Here is a 21,905-nt window from a genome sequence, read left to right on the forward strand (position 1 = left end):
TGGCAAAGCTTTATTATACGCAAGACACGCTGACTTAACAGGGACGCCACCAATGCACAACATCGAACGCCTGATGCACAATAACCGGATCTGGTCCGAAAATATCAGCAACGAAGACCCGTCCTACTTTGAACGGTTGGCCCAGACCCAAAAGCCGCGTTATTTGTGGATTGGTTGCTCCGATAGCCGCGTGCCGGCCGAACGCTTAACCGGAATGGCTCCGGGTGAACTGTTTGTGCACCGTAACGTGGCCAATCTGGTGATCCATACCGATCTTAACTGCCTGTCGGTCGTGCAATACGCCGTAGACGTGCTGCAAGTTGAGCACATCATCATCTGCGGTCACTACAGCTGTGGTGGGGTACAAGCGGCGATCGATAACCCTGAACTGGGCCTTATCAACAACTGGCTGCTGCATATCCGCGATATTTGGTACAAGCATAGCCATCTGCTGGGCAAGATCCCGCATGATCAGCGCGGTGATATGTTAAGTGAACTGAACGTGATTGAGCAGGTGTATAACCTCGGTAACTCCACCATCATCCAATCGGCGTGGAAGCGCGACCAGAACGTGATGCTGCATGGCTGGGTTTACGGGATGCAAGACGGTCTGCTGCGCGATCTGAAAGTCAGCGCTACCAGCCGTGAGACGTTAGAGATGAATTATCGCAGCGCGATGGCGACCTTTATTCAGCAACACCAAGTGCTGCCGACCGAGCAAGAATAAAGCGCGCTTAAATCTAAGAGTAATAATCAATCAGCGCCCGTAGGCGCTGATTAGCAAGCTGACATTAACAAACGAACATCAGCAAGCTGAAATTTCTGGCATTCGCAGGCTTACTCTTGCGGAACCACTTTGCCGATGTACGACAGATTACGGTATTTTTGCGCATAATCGATGCCGTAACCCACCACAAACTCATCAGGGATGGTAAAGCCAACCCACTCCACCGGCACCTCAACTTCGCGGCGCTCTGGTTTATCCAGCAGCGTACAGATAGCCAAGGATTTCGGGCTACGCAGACTTAAAATCTCACGCACCTTGCTCAGGGTATAACCGGTATCAATGATATCTTCGACAATCAGCACATCTTTACCGTTGATGTCATCATCCAGATCTTTCAGGATCCGCACATCACGGTTGCTGTTCATGCTGTTGCCATAGCTGGATGCAGTCATGAAGTCGACTTCTTGCGGCAGATCGATACTGCGCGCCAGATCCGCCATGAACATGAATGAGCCGCGCAGCAGGCCGATTAACACCAAGTCATTGCTACCCTGATAATGTGCCGTGATTTGGGCACCCAGTTCAGCAATCCGGTTTTTGACTTCCTGCTCGGAGATCATGACTTCAACGGTATGTTTCATTGATTTTATCCAGTTGATTTTCAATAACGTTATTGAGGTTGCCGCGCATGGTTCCACCGCGAGCAGTTCCACCGCAAGACAGTTCCGCCGCACGCCAACCGGTTTAAGAGCGTGACCGGGCTGACTGACGCCCCGTGCGGACACACAGCACGCCACTCCGGACCGCGCAAGTATACCAGAGACTCCGGTCGACTGCCGCTCTCGCACCTACCTCCCGTCCGGCACCATCAAAAAATCCCCGTCGGCCAAGGCCAGACGAGGATTTTTAGATTGATGATAACTGGTGTTACACAGAGAGTTTCAACGTACGCTTATTGCGCCTGTTGTACGTCAACCACTTGCGCTTTAGTACCTTGAACTTCGATGTCTACACGACGATCGGGAGCCAAGCAAGCAATCAGCGCGTTACGGTTATGGATCCCGTCACATTTAGTGCCGGTTACTGGATCCGCTTTACCGCGGCCTTCCACGCTAATCATGTTCGCTGGTGCGCCCAGTTGTTCCAGATAGTCGGCTACAGACTGCGCACGCTCTTTAGACAGCTTCATGTTGTAAGCGTCAGAGCCGATACGGTCAGTATAACCAATCACAATCATGCTCTGATTAGTCAGACCCATGTCACCGATTTGGCTATACAGTTTTTGCAGTGCTTGCTGACCTTCGGCTTTCAAAGTGGCTTTGTTGAAGTTGAACAGCACGTCAGAAGTCAGTGTGAAATGCTTGGTTTCCACTTCTGGCGCCGGAGCTGGGATTGGGGCTGGCACTGGCGCAGCTTCACCGAAGTGATACGCAACACCCAGGCTCAGCATGCCGTTATCGGCTTTCATACCGGTATCGGACTCTTTACCCATTTTACCTACCCACTGGTATTCCATACGGCCAGACCAGTGATCGTTAAAGGCGTATTCGGCACCCAATGCCGCCACTGGCGCTACACCGTACTTGTCACCGTTGTGATCAAAGTGGGTGTTATCCAGATTACGCATATCAGCACGATAGCCCATGATCCCCAGACGGGTATAGATATCCATGCTGTTGTTCCAAATTGGCAGCGGATAGCTCAGTTTACCGGTCAGTTGAATACCTTGGCTGCTGAAGCGGCCGTCGCCGTCATGCAGGGTATGCACACGCATGTTACCCATGTAGTCATAACCCAATTCAGCAGCTAACCATGGATTAAACTGGTAGCCCCCGAAGATACCGCCACCCACGTTGTTTTTCTTGGTGTCGGTTACGGTCATGTTGCTGTCGTCAGACAGGCTGTAGTACTGAGTCCAACCCAGTTTGGCACCAGTGTACCAAGTACCAGATTGAGGAGCTGCTTGTGTAGATGCGGCGAATGCCATGCCGGCCAGAGCCAGAGCGATTACTGTTTTTTTCATTGCGCGCCTCGTTATCATTCTGAAGGCAAAAAATTGATTTATCAGGCCTGTTTTGCAGTTACACACATCACGCTAGTCACGTGACTCTGCCTGCCAAATAAACAATGCTTGCCTGAGTCTAAGTTCGCGGCGTGACCGACATAAAACACCACTCGCATCCCAAATACGATGGCTGTTTTAGGCAGCACGTCTTGATTAGGCAGTCTACTCAGCGCACTGGCTGATGCTAGCCTGACGCTGGCGCATTGCGTAAAAAAGTGTTTATCGCTCAATCAGTTCTACCCAGCTTAAAACCTCATTGGGATGAAAAAACTGATCACAGAAAGATACCGTTACCCGCTAGAAACAGCGCCACCGATGACGTACTGCGTAAGCCAATTGCACCGCCACCTTACAACCGGTTACCGCTGTTCATGTTCGCTCACGGTTAGTTGCATCCCTAGATGTAAATGGCAGTGAAAGCGGTAACAGAATATGTCGAACATCACCGGTCAAATCTGCCGATTAAGCGCCTATATTTGGTTACGTTCGCGCATAAATAATCATCAATTTTCTTGGCTAAAAACGGTCTAACTTAATCGCCAGAGTTATGCTTTTTTCCCTGCGATCTCCTCAAGAGAACCAAGGCCAAGAGAACGGCCAGCAGGAAAAGCTCAGAAGGGAAAAGCAAAGAAGAGAAGAGAAGAGAAGAAAAAACAAACCAGCACATGGCAACACAACAAGCCTCTTCCCGATTAACCGTAGCTAACCGAAAAGAGACTCTCTCTTGCGCCTACTGACTGACGGGCACCTTAACGAGCAAACAACACCGGCACTTGGCAATCCACCGCCAGATGCACACGCTCACCCGGCAGCAATGGCGTATTGGCGTGGATCATCAAACACACCCCCGCCAGCTCGACATGATAACAGCTGATGCTACCGAGGAACTGGCGACTGATCACCACCGCTTCACCCTTCGGATCTGCACGCAGCTGCATCTGCTGCGGACGCAGCATCCACTCCACCTCACTACCGGCGGCAAACGGCAATACTTCAGGGAAGGTAAAGCGCCCCAGCAGGGTATCCAGCGTCTGCTTATCCTCGCCCACCGTGGCAACCAGATAATTGGCCGAGCCGAGGAAATCAGCCACAAAGCGACTGTGCGGCTGATGGTACAGAGCCGATGGCTCACCAATTTGCGCAATGCGCCCTTCGTTCATCACCGCCATGCGATCGGAAAAGGCAAAGGCCTCTTCTTTGCTGTGGGTAACGAAAATGGCCGCCACTCCACGATTTTTTAAGATCCGGCGGATCTCCTCAATCATGGCAAAACGTACCTGCGTATCGATGTTGGAAAACGGCTCATCCAGCAACAGCAACGCCGGCTTGCAGGCCAGCGCCCGCGCGATTGCCACCCGCTGCTGTTGGCCACCGGAGAGCTCGTGCGGAAAACGCTTTTCCAGCCCATCTAGCCGCACCAACGCCAGCATCTCCGCGACCGCCGCGCGGATCTGCGCTTTCGGTTGCCCATGCAAACCAAAGCCAACATTTTGCTCCACGGTTAAGTGCGGAAACAGCGCGTAGTCTTGAAAGATCATGCCCAGATGGCGGTGCTCTGGCGCAACCGTCATCCCCGCACGGCTCATACTGTCACCGGCAATCAAGATCTCGCCATCACTGAGCGGCAACAAGCCAGCAATCGCTTTAAGCAAAGTGGTTTTACCGCAACCACTGCTGCCAAGCAGACAGAGAATTTCATTCGGTGCCACATGCAGTGACAGATTTTGCAACACCGCCTTGCCTTCATAACGGCAGGTCAGGTCGGTAGCAGATAACGCATACATATCAGGACTTCCGCTGTAACGACAAGTTCAACCAAATCACCGGCAACAGACCCACCAGCACCAGTACCAGCGCCGGCAACGCCGCCAGCTCCAGCTGTTCATCGGAGGTAAAGGTAAAGACATGGGTGGCCAGCGTATCAAAGTTAAATGGCCGCAGCAGTAAAGAGGCATTCAGCTCTTTCATGCTTTCGATAAACACCATCATCGCCGCGGTCAATAACCCGCGACGCAGCAACGGCAGATGCACCCGCCGCAACATCGACAGCGGACGGCTGCCCAGCGTACGACTCACCATATCCAGCGACGGCGACACCTTGGCCAAGGTGCTCTCCACTCCACCGACCGCCATCGCCGAGAAACGCACACTGTAGGCAAACACCAGTGCCAGTAACGAGCCACTGAACACCAACCCCGGCAGCGGCAACCCCAACGACTTAGCCAGCGCATTCAACCCGTGATCGGCGCCAGTCAGCGGGATCAACAAACCAATCGCCAGCACGGTGCCCGGCACCGCATAACCCAAAGAGGCCAAACGCATCGGCACGCTGCTGTAATTGCGCGGCTGTAAACGGTGATAGAAATTCAGTAGCAGCGCCACCAACAAGGTCAGGCCGGATGCCAACAAAGACACACTCAGACTGTGCCAACTGTACGTTAAAAACTGCGCCGTCCACGACTGCTCAAAATAGAGCATCACCCAATACAGTAATTTACCGACCGGCAGACCAAACGCCAACAGTACCAGCGTCCAGCAATACAGCTGCGCACCGGCAGAGCGCCAACCTTGCAGCGGCGTCAATTCATGCGCTTCACGCCCCATATGCTTTTGATAGACGCGCTGACGCCGCCGGCTGTAACGCTCTAAACTGACCAGCACAAACACTGCTAGCAGCATCAGCGCCGCGATTTTAGACGCCGCACTGAGATCGCCATAGCCCAGCCAAGTGTCATACACCGCGGTGGTTAAGGTCGGCACCGCAAAATAGGCCACGGTACCAAAATCGCCCAAGGTCTCCATCGCCACCAGCGATGCCCCCACGGCGATCGCCGGACGCGCCAGCGGCAAACACACCCGCCACAATACCTGCCACGGCGAGGCTCGCAGCAAACGCGCCGATTGCAGCAATGTCGATGATTGCTCCATTAAGGCAGTGCGGGTCAGCAGATAAATATACGGATAGAGCACCAGCGCCAAAATCAGGCAGGCGCCGCCTAAGGTGCGGATCGGAGGAAACCAGTAATCTTGCAGCGTCTGCCAGCCAAACAAGGCGCGTAAACTGCCCTGCACCGGCCCGGAAAAGTCCAGCAAATCGGTATACAGATAGGCCACCAAATAACCGGGTAGCGCCAGCGGCAAACAGAGCGCCCACTGCAACACTTTTTGGCCCGGAAAGCGGTACATCGCCATCAGCCAAGCCGCCGGTAAGCCGAGCAATAAGCTCAAGCCCACCGTGCCTGCCACCAGTAGCAGCGAGTTGGTCAAATAACTGCTCAGTACGCTGTCCCACAGGTGACCAAACAGCTCACCGGAAGGCGACGACGCCTCAAAGAAAATGGCCGCAATCGGAACGACCAGCAAGAGCCCGCACAGCCATGCGGCAAGGCTCCAGCCCAGATTTTTCGGTTTACGCATGATACAACTTCATCATCAGGTCTGTGCCGGCGCAGCAACGACAACAGGGACAGCGGAGAAACTCTCCCTGTCCCTGTGCATCAATGTCTGCCTGTCGGTGTACAACACCGTCAATCGACTTACAGATCGAACTTCACTTCATCAATCAGCTGCAGAGCCTGATTGTAGTTATTGGCGATGGTCTCCAGTGGCAGCTTATCTGCCTTGAAGGTGCCCCATGACGCCACCAGCTCCGATGGTGCTACATCAGCTTTCACAGGGTATTCATAGTTCACTTCCGCGTACATGTGCTGCGCAGTATCGCCGCTCAGGAACTCCATCAGTTTGATTGCGTTATCTTTGTTTGGTGCATACTTGGTCAGCACCACACCACTGATATTCACGTGCGTACCATCAGCCTGCTGGTTCGGGAAGTTAATGATCGCCGATTCAGCCCACGCCTTTTGCTTGTCATCTTCCAGCATCTTACCTAAGTAATAGCTGTTACCCAGCGCCAGATCGCACACGCCTTCTTTAATGGCTTTCACCTGATCGCGATCGCCACCTTGTGGTTTTTGCGCCAAGTTAGCCTTCACGCCTTCCAGCCACGCACGGGTTTTCTCTACCCCTTGATGGGCAATCATCGAGGCCACCAGAGAAACATTGTAGGCGTTTTTACCGGAGCGCACACACACTTTACCCTTGTACTTCGGATCGGCCAGATCCGCATAGGTAAAGCTCAGCGGCAAAGGACCTACGCGATCTTTCGAGGAGTAAATGGCTCGCGCACGCAGGGTCAGCGCAAACCAGCGGCCATCAGAGTCACGGTATTGCGCGGGGATATTTTTCTCCAGCACCGCATCTTGCAGTGGCTGCGCCAAACCAGCACTCACCACTTCCATCACGCGGCTGATATCCACGGTCAGCACCACATCCGCAGGGCTCAACTCACCTTCACGCTTAAGACGCTCCACCAAGCCTTTTTCGGCGTACACCATGTTGACCTTGATGCCGGTCTCTTTGGTGAATTCTTTGAGCATCGGCTCAATCAGATACGGTTGACGATAAGAATACACATTCACTTCATTGTCAGCGGCCAGCGTAGTGCCGGAAACCAAGGTGGCAGCCAGTAATGCCAGAGAGCTAAACGTACGCTTCATCTGTTCTTTTATCCCTATCGTTATGTGAGCTATCGTTGGAGTATGCTGATGCCGAAGGCGGGTATGCCGTCTGACAGTCCGTTCAATTCAAGTAACACGAGTGATAACAACTATCATTTCGATTGATTATACGGATTCGCCGTCGCCTGTCATCCCCCTTTCCGACTCTGCACATAAAAAAAACAGCCGGTCAGAAAACTACCGGCTGTTTCTCTCGCATTTATCACACTCACATCGCAGAGTTACTGGCTCATTGAGGCGTTAACCCACGGTAAAAGACAGCATCATGCCGGTATCTTCGTGCTCCAGCAGATGACAATGCGCCATGTAAGGATGAGCTTGACCCGCCGGGAAACGAAACTGCACCAAAATTTCGCTCTCATCGCCCTCGACACGCACGATATCCTTCCAGCCCTGACGATGCAGCGGTGGCGTCTGCCCATTTTCGCGCAGAATGCGAAAACGACAGCCATGCACATGGAACGGATGCAGCATCATGTCGCCTTTACCGGAGATGATCCAGCGCTGCCACTGCCCCTGCGGGACATGAAATGCCGGAGTCGTCATCGAGAAAGTCTGGCCGTTGATCCGATTACCGTGCAGGATATCTGGCTTTGAGCTGGCCGCGTTCATATCATGCTGCCCAGCGGCCATATCATGGCCGGCATGTCCACCATGCGCCATGGCCGGCATACTCATCGCGCCCTCATCACTGACACTCTCACCCGCCGCCTTGCTAGGGGCAGCGTGAGCAGGGCTAGCGCCGTGACCGGCATGCGGATCACTGACCGTTTTCGCGGCGCTGGCCGCCGGTGCACTCGGCATGCCGTGCATGGCATGCATAGCATGCCCGCCAGTCATCGAGCCCATCGCCGCCGAGCCGTATTTATCCATCAGCGCCTGCATCCCTAACCGGTCGAGCTCCGGATCCATACTCAGGTGCAAGGTTTGTGTCACCGCTGGCAATGGCGTCACTAACGCCGGTAATGCCACTAAGCTGGCCGGTAAATCGGTCACGCCCGTTTGTTCGCTCGGCTGGATTTGCAGTACCGGTAGCGGCTTATCAAACGGCGCTAAGGTCATCCCCATCTGACCGACGGGCAACAGCAACAAGTCGAACGGCTTGCCGTTGTGGGTCGATACCAGCACTTCAAAACGCTCACCGGGTAGCAACTCCAGCTCTGGTACAGCAACCGGTGCAGCCAAAAAGCCGCCGTCGCTGGCAATCACCTGTAACGGTTGACCGTCACTGCAGGCTAATTTCATGCTGCGCGCATTGGCACCGTTTAACAGCCGCAAACGCAGCCATCCCTTCGGTGCTCGATGCTGTGGGTACACCGCGCCATTGGTCAGCATCACGTCACCAAACCACCCGACCGCCGCACTCATCACATCCAGCTGATAATCTATCTGCCCATCGGCCTGCAAACGGCGATCTTGCAAGATCAGCGGAATGTCATCCACACCCCACTGTTTAGGGAGCGCCAACCGGCGGCTCTCGTCATCTTCCAGCAGTAATAAACCGGCCAGCCCCATGGCGACATGACGTCCGGTCACTTGATGCGGATGCGGGTGGAACCAACAGGTCGCTGCAGGTTGATCCAGCGTCAGCTGCGCCGTCCAGCTCGCTCCCGGAGCGATCATCTTATGTGGGCCGCCATCTTGATCGCCGGGGATCTCCAGCCCGTGCCAGTGAATGGTGGTCGCTTCCGGTAGCTGATTAATCACCTTGATGGCGGTGCGCTGACCGCGCTGTAACTGCAGTGCTGGCCCCAGAAACGGGCCATTGATGCCCCACGTCGGGGTCGGTAATCCGGCATGCCAATAACTGGTGCCGGTTTGTAAGTTCAGCGCCACCGGCTGCTCTGCATCGGCCACGACCAGCGGGGGGACAGGTAAAGCACGCGAGGGAATGCCCAATTTGGCCCACACCATGCCACTCCAACTGCTGCTGAGGCCCACGATAGAGGCCAGTTTTAGAAAGTCTCTGCGCTGCATAGCCGCTCCTGTTGTTTATCCACGGTTCACTCCGCGTTGCGTACATGCAGGCTAAAGCTTCCAGCAGGCGGAAGGTCAAGCACTATTTACATCAACGCCACAACTATGCCACAACTTGCTTATACTGTGGTTACGCGCCCAAGCGAAAGCTCACCAAGAAAAAGACAGAAGACAGAAGACAGAAGACAGAAGACAGAAGACAGAAGACAGAAGACAGAAGACAGAAGACAGAAGACAGCCTATTGAGGCCGAAAAAAGCCGCAAGGGAAAACGGTCAATTCCGTTCACCTTTGCGGCATCATATATCTCGTTCGGCTATACCCAAACGACTTGGAGTTGCAGGTAGGCGGCAAGTGATTGAATCCCCATGAACATAGGCAAGCTATGTGATTGGGGTGAACGAACGTAGCCAACACCGCTGCAGCTTCAAGTAGAAAGGGTATAAACTGGGCGCGTGCAGCGCCAGCCTAATTAGCGCTCCGTTAAAAACTGACGATAGGCCAGCAGCGCTTGCTCGAAATCCTCCAAACCGCACAGGCTCAGGCTCTCTTCATCGTAGTACTGCAAATCATCTTCCAGCTGGTCACTGGAAAAATTCATCACATTGGCGCGCACCATCACCTCTTCGCCGTCCATCAGCAACGTAAACTCACGTCCGACTAACTGCCATTGCCGCTCCGAGCCACGCACACTGTCGATACCGGCCAGCACAGTGGCTATTTTGTCTTGATCACCGGCCACTTCATCGTTCAACCAACGCCCGACCGCTTCGTGCCCCATGGAAAACTCGGCTTTCACCGCGCCCATCAAATCACGTCGAAATTCATAATCCATACCGCCTCCGCACTTTGCTACTACTGCCGCGGTTGTTGCGGCGTTACCTCATGTCATATGCACTATCCTACCGCGCCCCACTGGCTGCGCCAACGCATCTCATAAAAAACCCGATATCACAAAACCCGTCATCGCCAAACCGGTGATAGCCAAGCCGTAGCGAAAAACCCGAGCCCTAAAAGACACGCCGAAAAAAGCCAAGCATAAAAAAACGGGAGACCGTATGGCCTCCCGTTATTAACGCGCTAAATTCACTGGCTACATTAACCTTATTAACCTCGGTGAACGCTGATTAATCCAGATTCACCTTGGCTAACGGCAGCATCCGCTCACTTACACCGCCGTCTGGAAAATCACCGCATTAGCTTTTGCGGTATATTCCGGCAAGTGGTTAAAGTTCAGGTAGCGATAGGTGTCTGCGGCAGTCGCATCCACTTCACGCATGGCCGCCAGATACTCATCGACACTCGGGATCCGCCCCAGTACCGCTGACAGCGCCGCCAGCTCGGCAGAGGCCAAGTAAACGTTCGCGCCGGTCCCCAAACGGTTCGGGAAGTTACGGGTTGAAGTCGACACCACGGTTGCCCCATCACGCACGCGCGCTTGGTTACCCATGCACAGCGAGCAACCTGGGATCTCAATGCGCGCCCCAGAGCGGCCATACACGCCGTAGTAGCCCTCTTCGGTCAGCTGCGCAGCATCCATCTTGGTCGGCGGCGCAATCCACAAACGGGTCGGGATCTGGCCTTTGAACTTGTCTAGCATCTTACCGGCGGCGCGGAAGTGACCGATGTTGGTCATGCACGAGCCAATGAACACCTCATCAATCTTGTCACCGGCTACGCTCGACAGCAGACGCGCATCATCCGGATCGTTCGGCGCGCACAAAATCGGCTCACGAATCGCGTTCAGATCGATGTCGATCACCGCGCTGTACTCCGCATCGGCATCCGCTGACATCAGTTTCGGATCGGCCAACCACTCTTCCATGCCCTGAATACGGCGCTCCAGCGTACGACGATCGCCATAACCTTCAGCAATCATCCACTTCAGCAGCACGATATTGGAGTTCAGGTACTCGATGATCGGCTCTTTATCCAGCTTGATGGTACAACCGGCAGCAGAGCGCTCGGCAGAGGCATCGGCCAGCTCAAAGGCTTGCTCCACTTTCAGCTGCGACAGCCCTTCGATCTCCAAAATCCGGCCCGAGAAGATGTTCTTCTTGCCCTGTTTCTCCACCGTCAGCAGACCTTGCTGAATGGCATAGTACGGGATGGCATGCACCAGATCGCGCAAGGTGATCCCCGGTTGCATCTCACCGCGAAAACGCACCAGTACTGATTCAGGCATATCCAGCGGCATCACACCGGTGGCCGCAGCAAACGCCACCAGACCAGAGCCAGCAGGGAAAGAAATACCAATAGGGAAGCGGGTGTGCGAGTCACCGCCAGTCCCCACGGTATCCGGCAGCAACATGCGGTTCAGCCAAGAGTGAATCACGCCATCACCAGGACGCAGCGCCACACCGCCCCGATTCATGATGAAATCAGGCAGCGTATGATGCGTTTGCACATCCACCGGCTTTGGATAGGCGGCGGTATGGCAGAATGACTGCATAGTCAGATCGGCGGAAAAACCCAAGCAAGCCAAGTCTTTCAGCTCATCGCGGGTCATCGGGCCGGTGGTATCTTGTGAACCCACCGAGGTCATCTTCGGCTCACAATAGGTCCCTGGACGCACGCCCGCCACGCCGCAGGCTTTACCCACCATCTTTTGCGCCAGCGTATAACCTTTGCCGGTATCCGGCGCCGCCGCTGGGGTTTTAAACACGTCACTGGCCGGCAGACCTAGCGATTCGCGGGCTTTGGCAGTCAGGCCACGGCCGATAATCAGCGGAATACGGCCACCGGCACGCACTTCATCCAACAGCACATCGGTTTTCAGACTAAAACGCGCCACCAGCTCGCCACTGTCGTGACGGCGGATCTCACCCAAATACGGGAAAATGTCGATCACATCGCCCATCTTGAGCAAGCTCACATCCACTTCGATCGGCAGTGCGCCCGCATCTTCCATGGTGTTAAAGAAAATCGGGGCAATTTTGCTGCCCAGCACCACACCGCCGCCCCGCTTGTTCGGTACAAACGGAATATCATCGCCCATGAACCACAGCACAGAGTTAGTGGCCGATTTACGTGAAGAGCCGGTACCGACCACATCGCCCACATAGGCCAGAGGGAAACCTTTTTGTTTTAACGCGTCCAGCTGCTTGATCGGGCCAATGCTGCCGGGCTGATCAGGGTCAATTCCATCACGTGGGTTTTTCAGCATCGCCAAGGCATGCAGAGGGATATCTGGGCGCGACCATGCATCAGGCGCAGGGGATAAATCATCGGTATTGGTTTCACCGCTGACTTTAAATACGGTAACGGTCATCTTGTCGGCCACCGCCGGGCGTGACAGATACCACTCGGCCTCAGCCCATGAACGGATCACCTGACGCGCGAAATCATTGCCAGCTTTGGCTTTGTCTTCCACATCATAGAAGCTGTCGAACATCAGCAGGGTTTGCGACAGGGCTTTGGCCGCAATCGGCGCCAAACGCGCATCATCGAGCAGATCAATCAATGGCTGGATGTTGTAACCACCTTGCATGGTACCCAGCAGTTCCGTGGCATATTCTGCGCTGACAATCGGGGAATGCGCGTCACCACGCGCCACTGCCGCCAGAAAACCGGCCTTCACATAGGCCGCTTCATCCACACCCGGCGGAATACGATTGGCCAGCAGATCAAGCAAAAATGCTTCCTCACCCACTGGCGGGGCTTTCAGCAATTCGACCAAAGCCGCAGCCTGTGCGGCATCCAGGGGTTTGGCTACCACACCTTCGGCAGCGCGCTCAGCTACGTGTTGACGGTACGCTTCTAGCACGACGAATTCCTCTTCTTTGTATGTCCTGATTGTCGGAGCTTGCCGGATTGCCGACGCCCCTGTCCTTGTCTGTTCGCGTATCACTTTTTGGGTTACAGAAAGTCCCTTCTCGGAGCCTCAGACTAGCAGAATTCCGCCTGAACTTAAAACAAATGTTACACAGTTGTTGTGTTCAATAACGGCATAGCCGATTGCCTCCTTTCAGCTCACATTTACCGGTAAAACCGCAACCTCAGTGAGACTTACAATGAGCGACCAATCGTGAAATAGACCGCATGGTGTCCGCCTTCGGCCTGCCCATAGGCAAAATAAATCGGCCCAATCGGGGAGTCGATCCCGGTGAACACGCTACTGGCCCACACCGGCTCCTGATAGGCCCGATCAAACAGCGAGCTGGACTTATCCCACACCCGACCATGCTCCACCGACATACCAAAGTAGAGCGGCGCGCGGAACAAACCAAAATCGTTATCACGCCAGCGATACTGATAAATCAGCGCGCCAAATGTGGCGTATTGGCCAGAGAGCTGATTGTGTTCAAAGCCGGATAAGCGTAAGAAGCCGCCCATGTCTTTTGGTCGCAACAAACCGGCTAACGGATCGTCGGAGATCAACGCGCCACCAGAGAACTTGCCGATCAAGGCATGTCGTCCCCACCCAGTGGCAGTCACCAGATCCATATTGACGTCGGTAAACGCGGTGCGTGAATAGAAGGTCTCATCGCCGCCTTGGGTATGCAAACGTGATTGCAGGTAGGCCAGATCCAAGTCCATCTTCACCCCACTGCGCGGGAAGGCGATGTTATCCAAGGTATCGTAGTTCACGCCCAGATACGGACCGACGTTTTGCCCTTCCAATCCCGCTTGTTTGAAGATTTGCGGGGTGATCTTGCCATCGACGTAACGCATCCCCAGCAGTGTCTGTTGCCACGGTAATGGCTGCCAGCCGAACGCCACTTCGCCCCAGTTCACCACATAACGGTTCACCAGCACATTGTTACTGTCAGAGGCAAAATAGAGATTGCGATCAAAGCGGTCGACTTGCGCGCGCCAATAGGTGAAATAGCGCTGATTCGGCACGATAGGCGCATATAGTTCGGCCTTGAACCACTTATCTGAACCGAGTACCCCCTCCAAGCGCGCTTCCGCACCATAACGGCTCAGGCCAGTAAAGGTGGCTCCGCCGCCTAGCTGAATACTGGTATTGCCCGACAGGGTGTCTTCCAAGGCAAAACGAAAATCTAAGTAGTTCGGCCCCCACGTTTTCTCGCGCACCTTCACCACCAGCACCTGACGCACCCCGCGTTTTTCCAGCTGGTAATCCACCCGTTCAAAATTTCCCAGCGCATGCAGACGCCGCACCCGAGCTTCCATCTCGGCATCGCTTAGGCTCATGCCTGGGGTTAAAGCCAGTTTGCTGCGGATCAGGTGTTCATCAAAGCGGCTTTGGTTGACGATGACGATATCATCAATCTTGGTACCCGATTGCAGATACGTCAGGTGTTTTCGCAGTGCTTGCTTGCGTTTCTGGTACGCGGCGTACACTTCCGGGCTGGCACTGTAACGGGCCAGATCGCGCTCGGCGCCGCGCGCTGAATTCTCACCGCGCGCGATAATCTCCGGCATGCGATCGAAGGCGGCCATCGACATATCACTGACATTCGGGCGCAGCAACACATCGCGTTTACCCAGCAGCGCTGCCTGCTCGGCGGTATTCTTGCGCACCATAAAGGTCGACAACTGGTTCATGATCGACAAGGCATTATCCAGCTGCTCGGCTTTTGCCAAATCGGCACCGATATCAACGGCAATCACCACATCGGCGCCCATCGCCCGTGCCACGCTGACCGGCAGGTTATTGACCACCCCACCATCCACCAGCAGATGCCCTTCATAGCGCACCGGTGGCAATGCTCCCGGCACCGACATACTGGCTTGCATCACGGTCGGCAGGTGACCGTGCGCCATCACCACTTCGGTCACCGACTCGATATCGGTCGCCACCGCGCGATACGGGATAGGCAAGCGGTCAAAGTCATTGATCACTGGCAGATTTTTTACCGAATCGCGTAGCAAAACCGCCATCGACTGGCCTTGCACCAAGCCTTTAGGCGATTTCAGGGTTAGCCCATCAAAACCGATATTTGGCCGCAGCTGAAACACATCTTCGCGCTGCTTGCTACGAATCGGGCGCTCCGAGCGATCCACCTTATCGACAAAGCCTTGCCGCCAGTCAATGCGCTGCACCAGCACTTCAATTTCATCCGCGCTCATGCCCATGGCATAGAGGCCAGCGATATAAGCGCCAAAGCTGGTACCGGCAATGTAATCGATGGGGATCTGCAGCCGTTCTAGCTCACGCAGCACGCCAATATGCGCCGCGCCGCGAGCCCCGCCGCCGGATAACACCACGCCAATGGTTTCCCGAGCCAATAAAGGTGCCGACCACACCCACAGCAGCCCCAGCACCGCCACAAAACCGGTAACACGCCTTAACGCTTGTAACATGAGAAAATCCGTTTCCAATCTAAAAGTGAGCACTGCTTCGCCTCTCATCAGCGCAGTAAAAACTCAGCAAAGCGCTCACCAAGAGATGCGAGAGAGATAAAGTGCCATTAACGGTTCGTTCAAAGCCGTAACACGCCGCAGGTCACCGACGACCCCAGCATGACGGCCGAGCACTAGCATAACTTAGCTATACCATAACTTGGCGTAAGCATAACCACACTGTATAAAAATCATCCATTTCCAACGAAAAATGCCAATAAAAAATGCCAGCCTGCTAGCAATAACAGACTGGCACTCATTTACCGAGAATGTACCGAGAAGTATCCGGTTAACGTCAGTACACCGGCCTGTAAACACGCCGGCTAACGCTCACTTACTGGATAGACTCTTCTGGGATAATTGGTGATGGCGTGTTCAGTACCTTGTTCAGTACCAGAATGTTGTTTTCATTCAACACACCGACCGCGCCCTGCAGATTCAGGGTGTTAATCAGGTAATCGTAACGGGCATTCGCCAGCTGACGGTTGGTGTTATACAGGCTACGGGTGCTGTTCAACACATCAACGATGGTACGGGTACCCACTTCATAGCCCGCTTCGGTGGCATCCAAGGCGCTCTTGGCAGAGACCACGGCTTGCTCGTTCGCTTTAATGGAGCTGATGGACGCCACAATGTTGTTGTGCGCCGCACGGACGTTTTTCTGGATCTCACGGTACGCTTGCTCCAGCGCTTCGCTCGAGCTGATAAAGCCGTATTCGGCCTGACGTACTTCAGAGCTGGTGCGGCCACCGCTGTAGATAGGGATAGACAGCACCACGCCCACCGAGGTCGAATCACCGTTGGTGGATGGCGTTGGGCCTGATGTCACGTTGGTATCGGACACGCCCACGGAGCCTTGTAATCCTAAGGTCGGCAGGTGACCGGAGGAAGCCAAACGCACACCTTCACGTGACAGCTCTTGACCCAAACGGGCAGACATCAAGTTCAAGTTCTTGGCATCGGCTTCTTTCATCAGCTGATCAATTTTCAGCGGCATATCGGTGCTGAACTGCTTGGTATCCAGAATGTTGATCTGGCTTGGCAGGTTACCGGTGATTTCACGCAGGTTTTCCAGACTGTTGTCCAGATCGTTTTGCGCGGTGATCTGGCTCGCACGCACTTGGTCGTACTGAGCCTGTGCATCTTGCACGTCAGTGATCGCTACCAAACCCACGTCGAAACGCTGTTTAGTCTGCTCTAACTGGCGGAATACGGCTTTTTTCTCGGCCAGAATTACGGTCAGATTATCCTGCGCACGCAGCACACCGAAATAGGCATTCGCCACACGTAAAATCAGATTCTGCTGTGCTGCAGAGTAATTCACTTCGGCTTGGCTAGCACGTTTCTCAGACTGAGTCAGACGTACCCAATTGGCGCGGTCATATAAAGACTGAGTCAGGTTCAATTTAGCGGCGGTCTGATTCTGCTCATTCACCGTGTTGAAATTGCTGCGGCTGTAATCAGCAGTACCGGTAGCATTCAATTGTGGTAACAGACTGGCACGCGCCTGATTAATCTGCTCGACCACGCCATCACGGTCTGCCGCTGCTTTACGCAGCACCGGATCATTCGTTTTGGCTTGCTGGTAGATATCCAGTAAGGAATCTGCATAACTTGACATGCTGATACTACCGATGCTCAATCCGATCAGGATGGGCAGAATCTTCTTCATAGCTATTCCTTGTTCCAATAATTTTCTCTGACGCATTGTTGTATGATCAGTAACCGTCAAACTGCGCACTAGTGTATCAAAGTCTCTGCCGAGGAATAGGTTTTCCGTGCCATATTGATTAAAGATTTAGCGAAAAAAAAAGGAAAACCATCCACGCATCCCTTTAGTTTCAGTACGTTACTTTAACCGTACGACATAGCTGCAGTGTTTAAGGACAATTTTTGACCATGGTATCTTTGAAGCGTAACACCCCGTCTGACTTGCTGCCAACTGACTTTACCGAAGCTGACATTCAGATGGTGGACAAGCAACCGCTGTATAACGGTTTTTTCCGCCTCACCCGTTACCGTTTTCGCCATCGCTTATTTGCTGGTGGGATGAGCGGCGAAGTGAGCCGAGAAATTTTTGAACGCGGACATGCTGCCGCCTTATTAGCGTATGACCCGAAACAAGATAAAATCGTGTTGGTCGAACAGTTGCGGATTGCCGCGCTGGAAACCAGCGCTAGCCCGTGGTTACTGGAGTTAGTGGCGGGGATTATCGATCCGGGAGAAAGCCCGGAGCAAGTGGTGCGCCGTGAAGCGCAAGAAGAGGCTGGACTGACCGTACAACGCTGCGAGCCAATGCTAAGCTATCTGGCCAGCCCCGGTGGCAGCAGTGAGCGCTTATCGTTGTTTGTCGGCGAAGTGGTCGCGCCCGAATCCGGCACGCTGCATGGGCTGGCAGACGAGCACGAAGATATCAAAGTGCACGTGGTTGACCGCCAAACGGCCATGATGCTGATGGAGCGCGGACGCATTGATAACGCCGCCACCATTATTGCTCTGCAATGGCTGGCGTTGCATGGTGATGCACTACGAAAACGCTGGTTAAACGTGAAGTAACCCCGGTAGACAGCGCACAAAGCGGCAAAACGCAGCGCCGAAAACATGACAAAGAAGAAATGTGTGCCGTGCAGCAATTCTGATAATTTCATTTGGGGATCCATCACTGATCCATAAAATGCACCGAAATAATTCAAATTATCAGATAAACTGCATATCACCATTCACGGTGCCTATTGCCTATGCGTATCCCGATGCTCGGCCAGTAACGTCCAGCATCCAAGGCGCATCAGACGCCGAATAGATCAGGCACCGCATAAATAAGTGACTACAACACCCACAATACGAAGGAAAGCACTTGGAAAGCCTGTTTCAACCGCCGGTTGCAACTGAGCGGGTTCGACTCTTGCAAATCACAGATACGCATCTGTTTGCCGACGAAGAGGGAGCCCTGCTGGGGATTAACACCCTGCAAAGCTACCATGCGGTACTGGATGCCATTGTTGCCGAGCAGCAAATTGCCGAACAGCAACCGGTCGATCTGATTGTCGCGACTGGCGATTTGGCGCAAGACCATTCGCTGGAAGCCTATGACCGCTTTGCCGATGGCATCAGCCGTCTGGGCAGTCCGTGCGTCTGGCTGCCCGGAAACCACGATTTTCAGCCAGCAATGGTCGATGGCCTGCGCGGTAAAGGGATCCAGCCTTCCAAACAGGTGCTGCTTGGCGATCACTGGCAACTGATTCTGCTCGACAGTCAGGTGCTGGGTGTCCCGCATGGCGAGCTGAGTGATTACCAGCTGAACTGGCTAGCTGCGCGCCTTGATGCGCATCCTGAGCGCCATGCCGCCATCTTGCTGCACCACCATCCACTGCCTTCGGGTTGTACGTGGTTGGATCAGCACAGCCTACGTAACAGCCACGTGCTGGATGAGGTGCTCAGCAGCCGTCCTCAGGCCAAAGTGGTGTTGTGTGGTCACATCCACCAAGAGATGGATCTGAACTGGAATGGCCGCCGCTTGCTGGCAACGCCGTCCACCTGCATTCAGTTCAAGGCACACTGCACCAATTTTACCCTCGATCAGCTCACACCGGGCTGGCGTTATCTAGATCTGTTGCCGGATGGCCGCGTCGAAACGCAAGTCCACCGTCTAACCGACCAACGCTTTAGCCCAGATATGGAATCGGAGGGGTATTGATGGCGACCCTGATTTACCTGCACGGCTTTAATGGCTCGAGCGGCTCGGCCAAAGCCACCGAATTGCGAGACTGGCTGGCCGACGCGCATCCGCAGGTACAGATGCACATCCCCGCCCTGCCGTATTCCCCGCAAGCCGCGATGGCCAAGGTGTGTGCGCTGATTGAAGACTGTCAGGCTGCGGGAGAAACGCCGGCCTTGATTGGCTCGTCACTCGGCGGTTATTACGTCACTTACTTGTCGCAGCGCTATGGCCTGCGTGGGGTCGTGATTAACCCTGCGGTACGCCCGTTTGAGCTATTACAAAACTTTCTCGGCCCGAACCACAACCCGTACACCGGCGAAGACTACATTCTGGGGCCGGAGCACATGCAGCAGCTGCTGGATTTGCACCTTCCGACCCTAGCACAGCCACAATTACTCTGGCTGTTACAGCAAACTGGCGATGAAGTACTGGATTACCGACAAGCGGTCGATTACTTCGCGCACAGCCGCGCAACCGTAGAGCCGGGTGGCAATCACGCCTTTACTGGTTTTTCACGCCATTTTGCTGCCATAATTGCCTTTCTCGGGCTAACCACGCCTTGACTTTTTATGGCCGCCTGACGACCATAATGCCCAAATACCTGTAAATATATACATACCATGACCCAGTCCAGTTATAACGCCGATGCCATTGAAGTTCTCAGTGGCCTTGAGCCGGTGCGTCGCCGGCCCGGTATGTACACCGATACGACGCGTCCGAACCACCTCGGGCAGGAAGTGATCGACAACAGCGTGGATGAAGCGCTGGCCGGGCATGCCACCCGTATCGATGTCATTTTGCACGCCGATCAGTCACTTGAAGTCATTGATAACGGTCGCGGTATGCCGGTAGATATCCACCCGGAAGAAGGTGTCTCAGGGGTCGAATTGATCCTATGTCGCCTGCACGCCGGCGGGAAATTCTCCAACAAAAACTACCAGTTCTCCGGCGGTCTGCACGGGGTGGGGATCTCTGTGGTCAACGCCTTGTCGAGCCGGGTTGAAGTTACCGTTAAGCGCGATGGCCAGATCTATTCGATCGTCTTTGCGGACGGCGAAAAAATCCAAGATCTGACCGTGATCGGCACCTGTGGCCGCCGTACCAGTGGTACGAGTGTGCACTTCTGGCCGACTGCCAGCTATTTTGATTCGGCCAAGTTCTCGGTCAGTCGTCTGACCCACCTGCTGAAAGCCAAAGCCGTGCTCTGTCCGGGGCTGGAAATCGTCTTTACCGATAAGGTCAACAACACCGAACAGCGCTGGCTGTATCAAGACGGCCTGAATGATTACCTGATTGATGCGGTCAAAGAGTTTGTCACCCTGCCCGAAGCGCCGTTTACCGGTGCGGTGTCGACCGATACCGAAGCCGCCGATTGGGCGGTAGTCTGGCTGCCTGAAGGCGGCGAGCTGATTGGCGAAAGTTACGTTAACTTGATCCCCACCGCCCAAGGCGGCACCCACGTTAACGGCCTGCGCCAAGGTCTGCTGGATGCGATGCGCGAGTTTTGCGAATTCCGTAATCTGCTGCCGCGCGGCGTGAAGCTGTCCCCTGAAGATATCTGGGATCGCTGCGCCTATGTCTTGTCACTGAAAATGCAAGATCCGCAGTTTGCCGGCCAAACCAAAGAGCGCCTGTCGTCACGCCAAAGCGCGGCCTTTGTCTCTGGGGTGGTTAAAGATGCATTTAGCCTGTGGCTGAACCAGAACGTGCAATACGCCGAGCAACTGGCCGAGCTAGCGATTAACAGCGCCCAGCGCCGGATGCGCGCCGCCAAGAAAGTGGTGCGTAAAAAGCTCACCTCCGGCCCAGCGCTGCCCGGTAAACTGGCCGACTGCTCGTCACAAGATTTGAGTAAGACCGAACTCTTTTTGGTCGAGGGTGACTCCGCGGGCGGCTCAACCAAACAGGCGCGCGATCGCGAATTTCAGGCAGTGATGCCGCTACGCGGTAAGATCCTCAATACCTGGGAAGTCTCCTCCGATGAAGTGCTGGCCTCGCAAGAAGTGCACGACATTTCAGTGGCGATTGGTATCGATCCAGACAGCGATGATTTAAGCCAGCTGCGCTACGGGAAAGTCTGTATCCTCGCCGATGCCGACTCCGACGGCCTGCACATCGCCACCTTGCTGTGCGCGTTGTTCGTGCGCCATTTCCGCACCTTGGTCGAGCAAGGACACGTGTATGTGGCAATGCCACCGCTGTTTCGTATCGATCTAGGCAAAGAAGTGCACTACGCCCTCGACGAAGACGAGAAGAACGGCATTCTTGAGCGCCTGAAAAAGAAAAAAGGTAAACCCAACGTACAGCGCTTCAAAGGTCTGGGTGAGATGAACCCGCTGCAGCTGCGCGAAACCACCATGGATCCGAACACCCGCCGCTTGGTGCAACTGACCATCGATGATCTGCAGCAAACGCTCGACATCATGGACATGCTGCTGGCGAAAAAACGTTCGGAAGACCGCCGCCACTGGCTGCAAAGCAAGGGCGATCTGGCGGACATTGAAGCCTGATTAACGTACACAGGAACACC

At 54.5% G+C, this 21,905-nt stretch carries 15 protein-coding genes; 5 read left to right on the forward strand and 10 right to left on the reverse strand.

Translation table 11 applies throughout. From position 1 onward, the window contains the following. Positions 1–52 precede the first annotated feature (52 nt). Positions 53–727, forward strand: coding sequence for a carbonate dehydratase (gene can, locus LQ901_RS11560; RefSeq protein WP_010862576.1), 675 nt, complete (start codon positions 53–55; stop codon positions 725–727). 110 nt (positions 728–837) lie between these two features. Here can and hpt read toward each other — a convergent pair whose 3' ends face one another. The 10 genes from hpt to tolC all read right to left on the reverse strand — a co-directional run bounded on the left by hpt (position 838) and on the right by tolC (position 17,329). Next, positions 838–1,368: a hypoxanthine phosphoribosyltransferase gene (hpt, locus tag LQ901_RS11565; RefSeq protein ID WP_010862577.1), complete on the reverse strand. Its 531-nt coding sequence runs from the start codon at positions 1,366–1,368 to the stop codon at positions 838–840. A 311-nt stretch (positions 1,369–1,679) separates the two neighbouring features. Further along, positions 1,680–2,750 (reverse strand): porin OmpA, encoded by a 1,071-nt coding sequence (gene ompA / locus LQ901_RS11570; protein WP_039046747.1) that lies wholly within the window; start codon positions 2,748–2,750, stop codon positions 1,680–1,682. A 791-nt stretch (positions 2,751–3,541) separates the two neighbouring features. Next, entirely contained in the window at positions 3,542–4,576 is a 1,035-nt protein-coding gene (locus tag LQ901_RS11575; protein WP_233672268.1) for an ABC transporter ATP-binding protein, read from the reverse strand. A gap of 1 nt (position 4,577) precedes the next feature. Next, positions 4,578–6,209 (reverse strand): iron ABC transporter permease, encoded by a 1,632-nt coding sequence (locus LQ901_RS11580; protein ID WP_039046745.1) that lies wholly within the window; start codon positions 6,207–6,209, stop codon positions 4,578–4,580. A gap of 119 nt (positions 6,210–6,328) precedes the next feature. Further along, positions 6,329–7,348, reverse strand: a complete 1,020-nt coding sequence (locus LQ901_RS11585) for a Fe(3+) ABC transporter substrate-binding protein (RefSeq protein ID WP_152136747.1) — start codon at positions 7,346–7,348, stop codon at positions 6,329–6,331. Positions 7,349–7,609: 261 nt separating this feature from the next. Further along, complete coding sequence (gene cueO / locus LQ901_RS11590) at positions 7,610–9,346, reverse strand: multicopper oxidase CueO (RefSeq protein WP_152136746.1); 1,737 nt, start codon at positions 9,344–9,346, stop codon at positions 7,610–7,612. Between the two features lie 471 nt (positions 9,347–9,817). Beyond that, entirely contained in the window at positions 9,818–10,180 is a 363-nt protein-coding gene (locus LQ901_RS11595; RefSeq protein WP_152106044.1) for a YacL family protein, read from the reverse strand. Positions 10,181–10,513: 333 nt separating this feature from the next. Beyond that, entirely contained in the window at positions 10,514–13,111 is a 2,598-nt protein-coding gene (gene acnB, locus LQ901_RS11600) for a bifunctional aconitate hydratase 2/2-methylisocitrate dehydratase (protein WP_152136744.1), read from the reverse strand. 242 nt (positions 13,112–13,353) lie between these two features. After that, a complete protein-coding gene (locus tag LQ901_RS11605; protein WP_178090325.1) occupies positions 13,354–15,618 on the reverse strand; it encodes a patatin-like phospholipase family protein in 2,265 nt (754 codons plus the stop codon). Positions 15,619–15,991: 373 nt separating this feature from the next. After that, on the reverse strand, positions 15,992–17,329 hold the full coding sequence (gene tolC, locus LQ901_RS11610) for an outer membrane channel protein TolC (protein ID WP_052181360.1): 1,338 nt from the start codon (positions 17,327–17,329) through the stop codon (positions 15,992–15,994). A gap of 227 nt (positions 17,330–17,556) precedes the next feature. Here tolC and nudF point away from each other — a divergent pair, with 227 nt between their 5' ends. The 4 genes from nudF (at position 17,557) to parE (ending at position 21,885) form a co-directional block, all read left to right on the forward strand. After that, positions 17,557–18,213: an ADP-ribose diphosphatase gene (nudF, locus tag LQ901_RS11615; RefSeq protein ID WP_052181361.1), complete on the forward strand. Its 657-nt coding sequence runs from the start codon at positions 17,557–17,559 to the stop codon at positions 18,211–18,213. Positions 18,214–18,511: 298 nt separating this feature from the next. Then, on the forward strand, positions 18,512–19,351 hold the full coding sequence (cpdA, locus tag LQ901_RS11620; RefSeq protein WP_064977175.1) for a 3',5'-cyclic-AMP phosphodiesterase: 840 nt from the start codon (positions 18,512–18,514) through the stop codon (positions 19,349–19,351). Continuing rightward, a complete protein-coding gene (gene yqiA, locus LQ901_RS11625; protein ID WP_152136126.1) occupies positions 19,351–19,938 on the forward strand; it encodes an esterase YqiA in 588 nt (195 codons plus the stop codon). The genes cpdA and yqiA overlap by 1 nt, the downstream gene beginning before the upstream one ends. A gap of 57 nt (positions 19,939–19,995) precedes the next feature. Further along, positions 19,996–21,885 (forward strand): DNA topoisomerase IV subunit B, encoded by a 1,890-nt coding sequence (gene parE / locus LQ901_RS11630; RefSeq protein WP_039046518.1) that lies wholly within the window; start codon positions 19,996–19,998, stop codon positions 21,883–21,885. Positions 21,886–21,905: the final 20 nt, after the last annotated feature.

It is taken from the genome of Plesiomonas sp. PI-19, assembly GCF_021368255.1.
In the GTDB taxonomy this organism is placed as follows: Bacteria; Pseudomonadota; Gammaproteobacteria; order Enterobacterales; family CAMTGL01; genus Plesiomonas; species Plesiomonas shigelloides.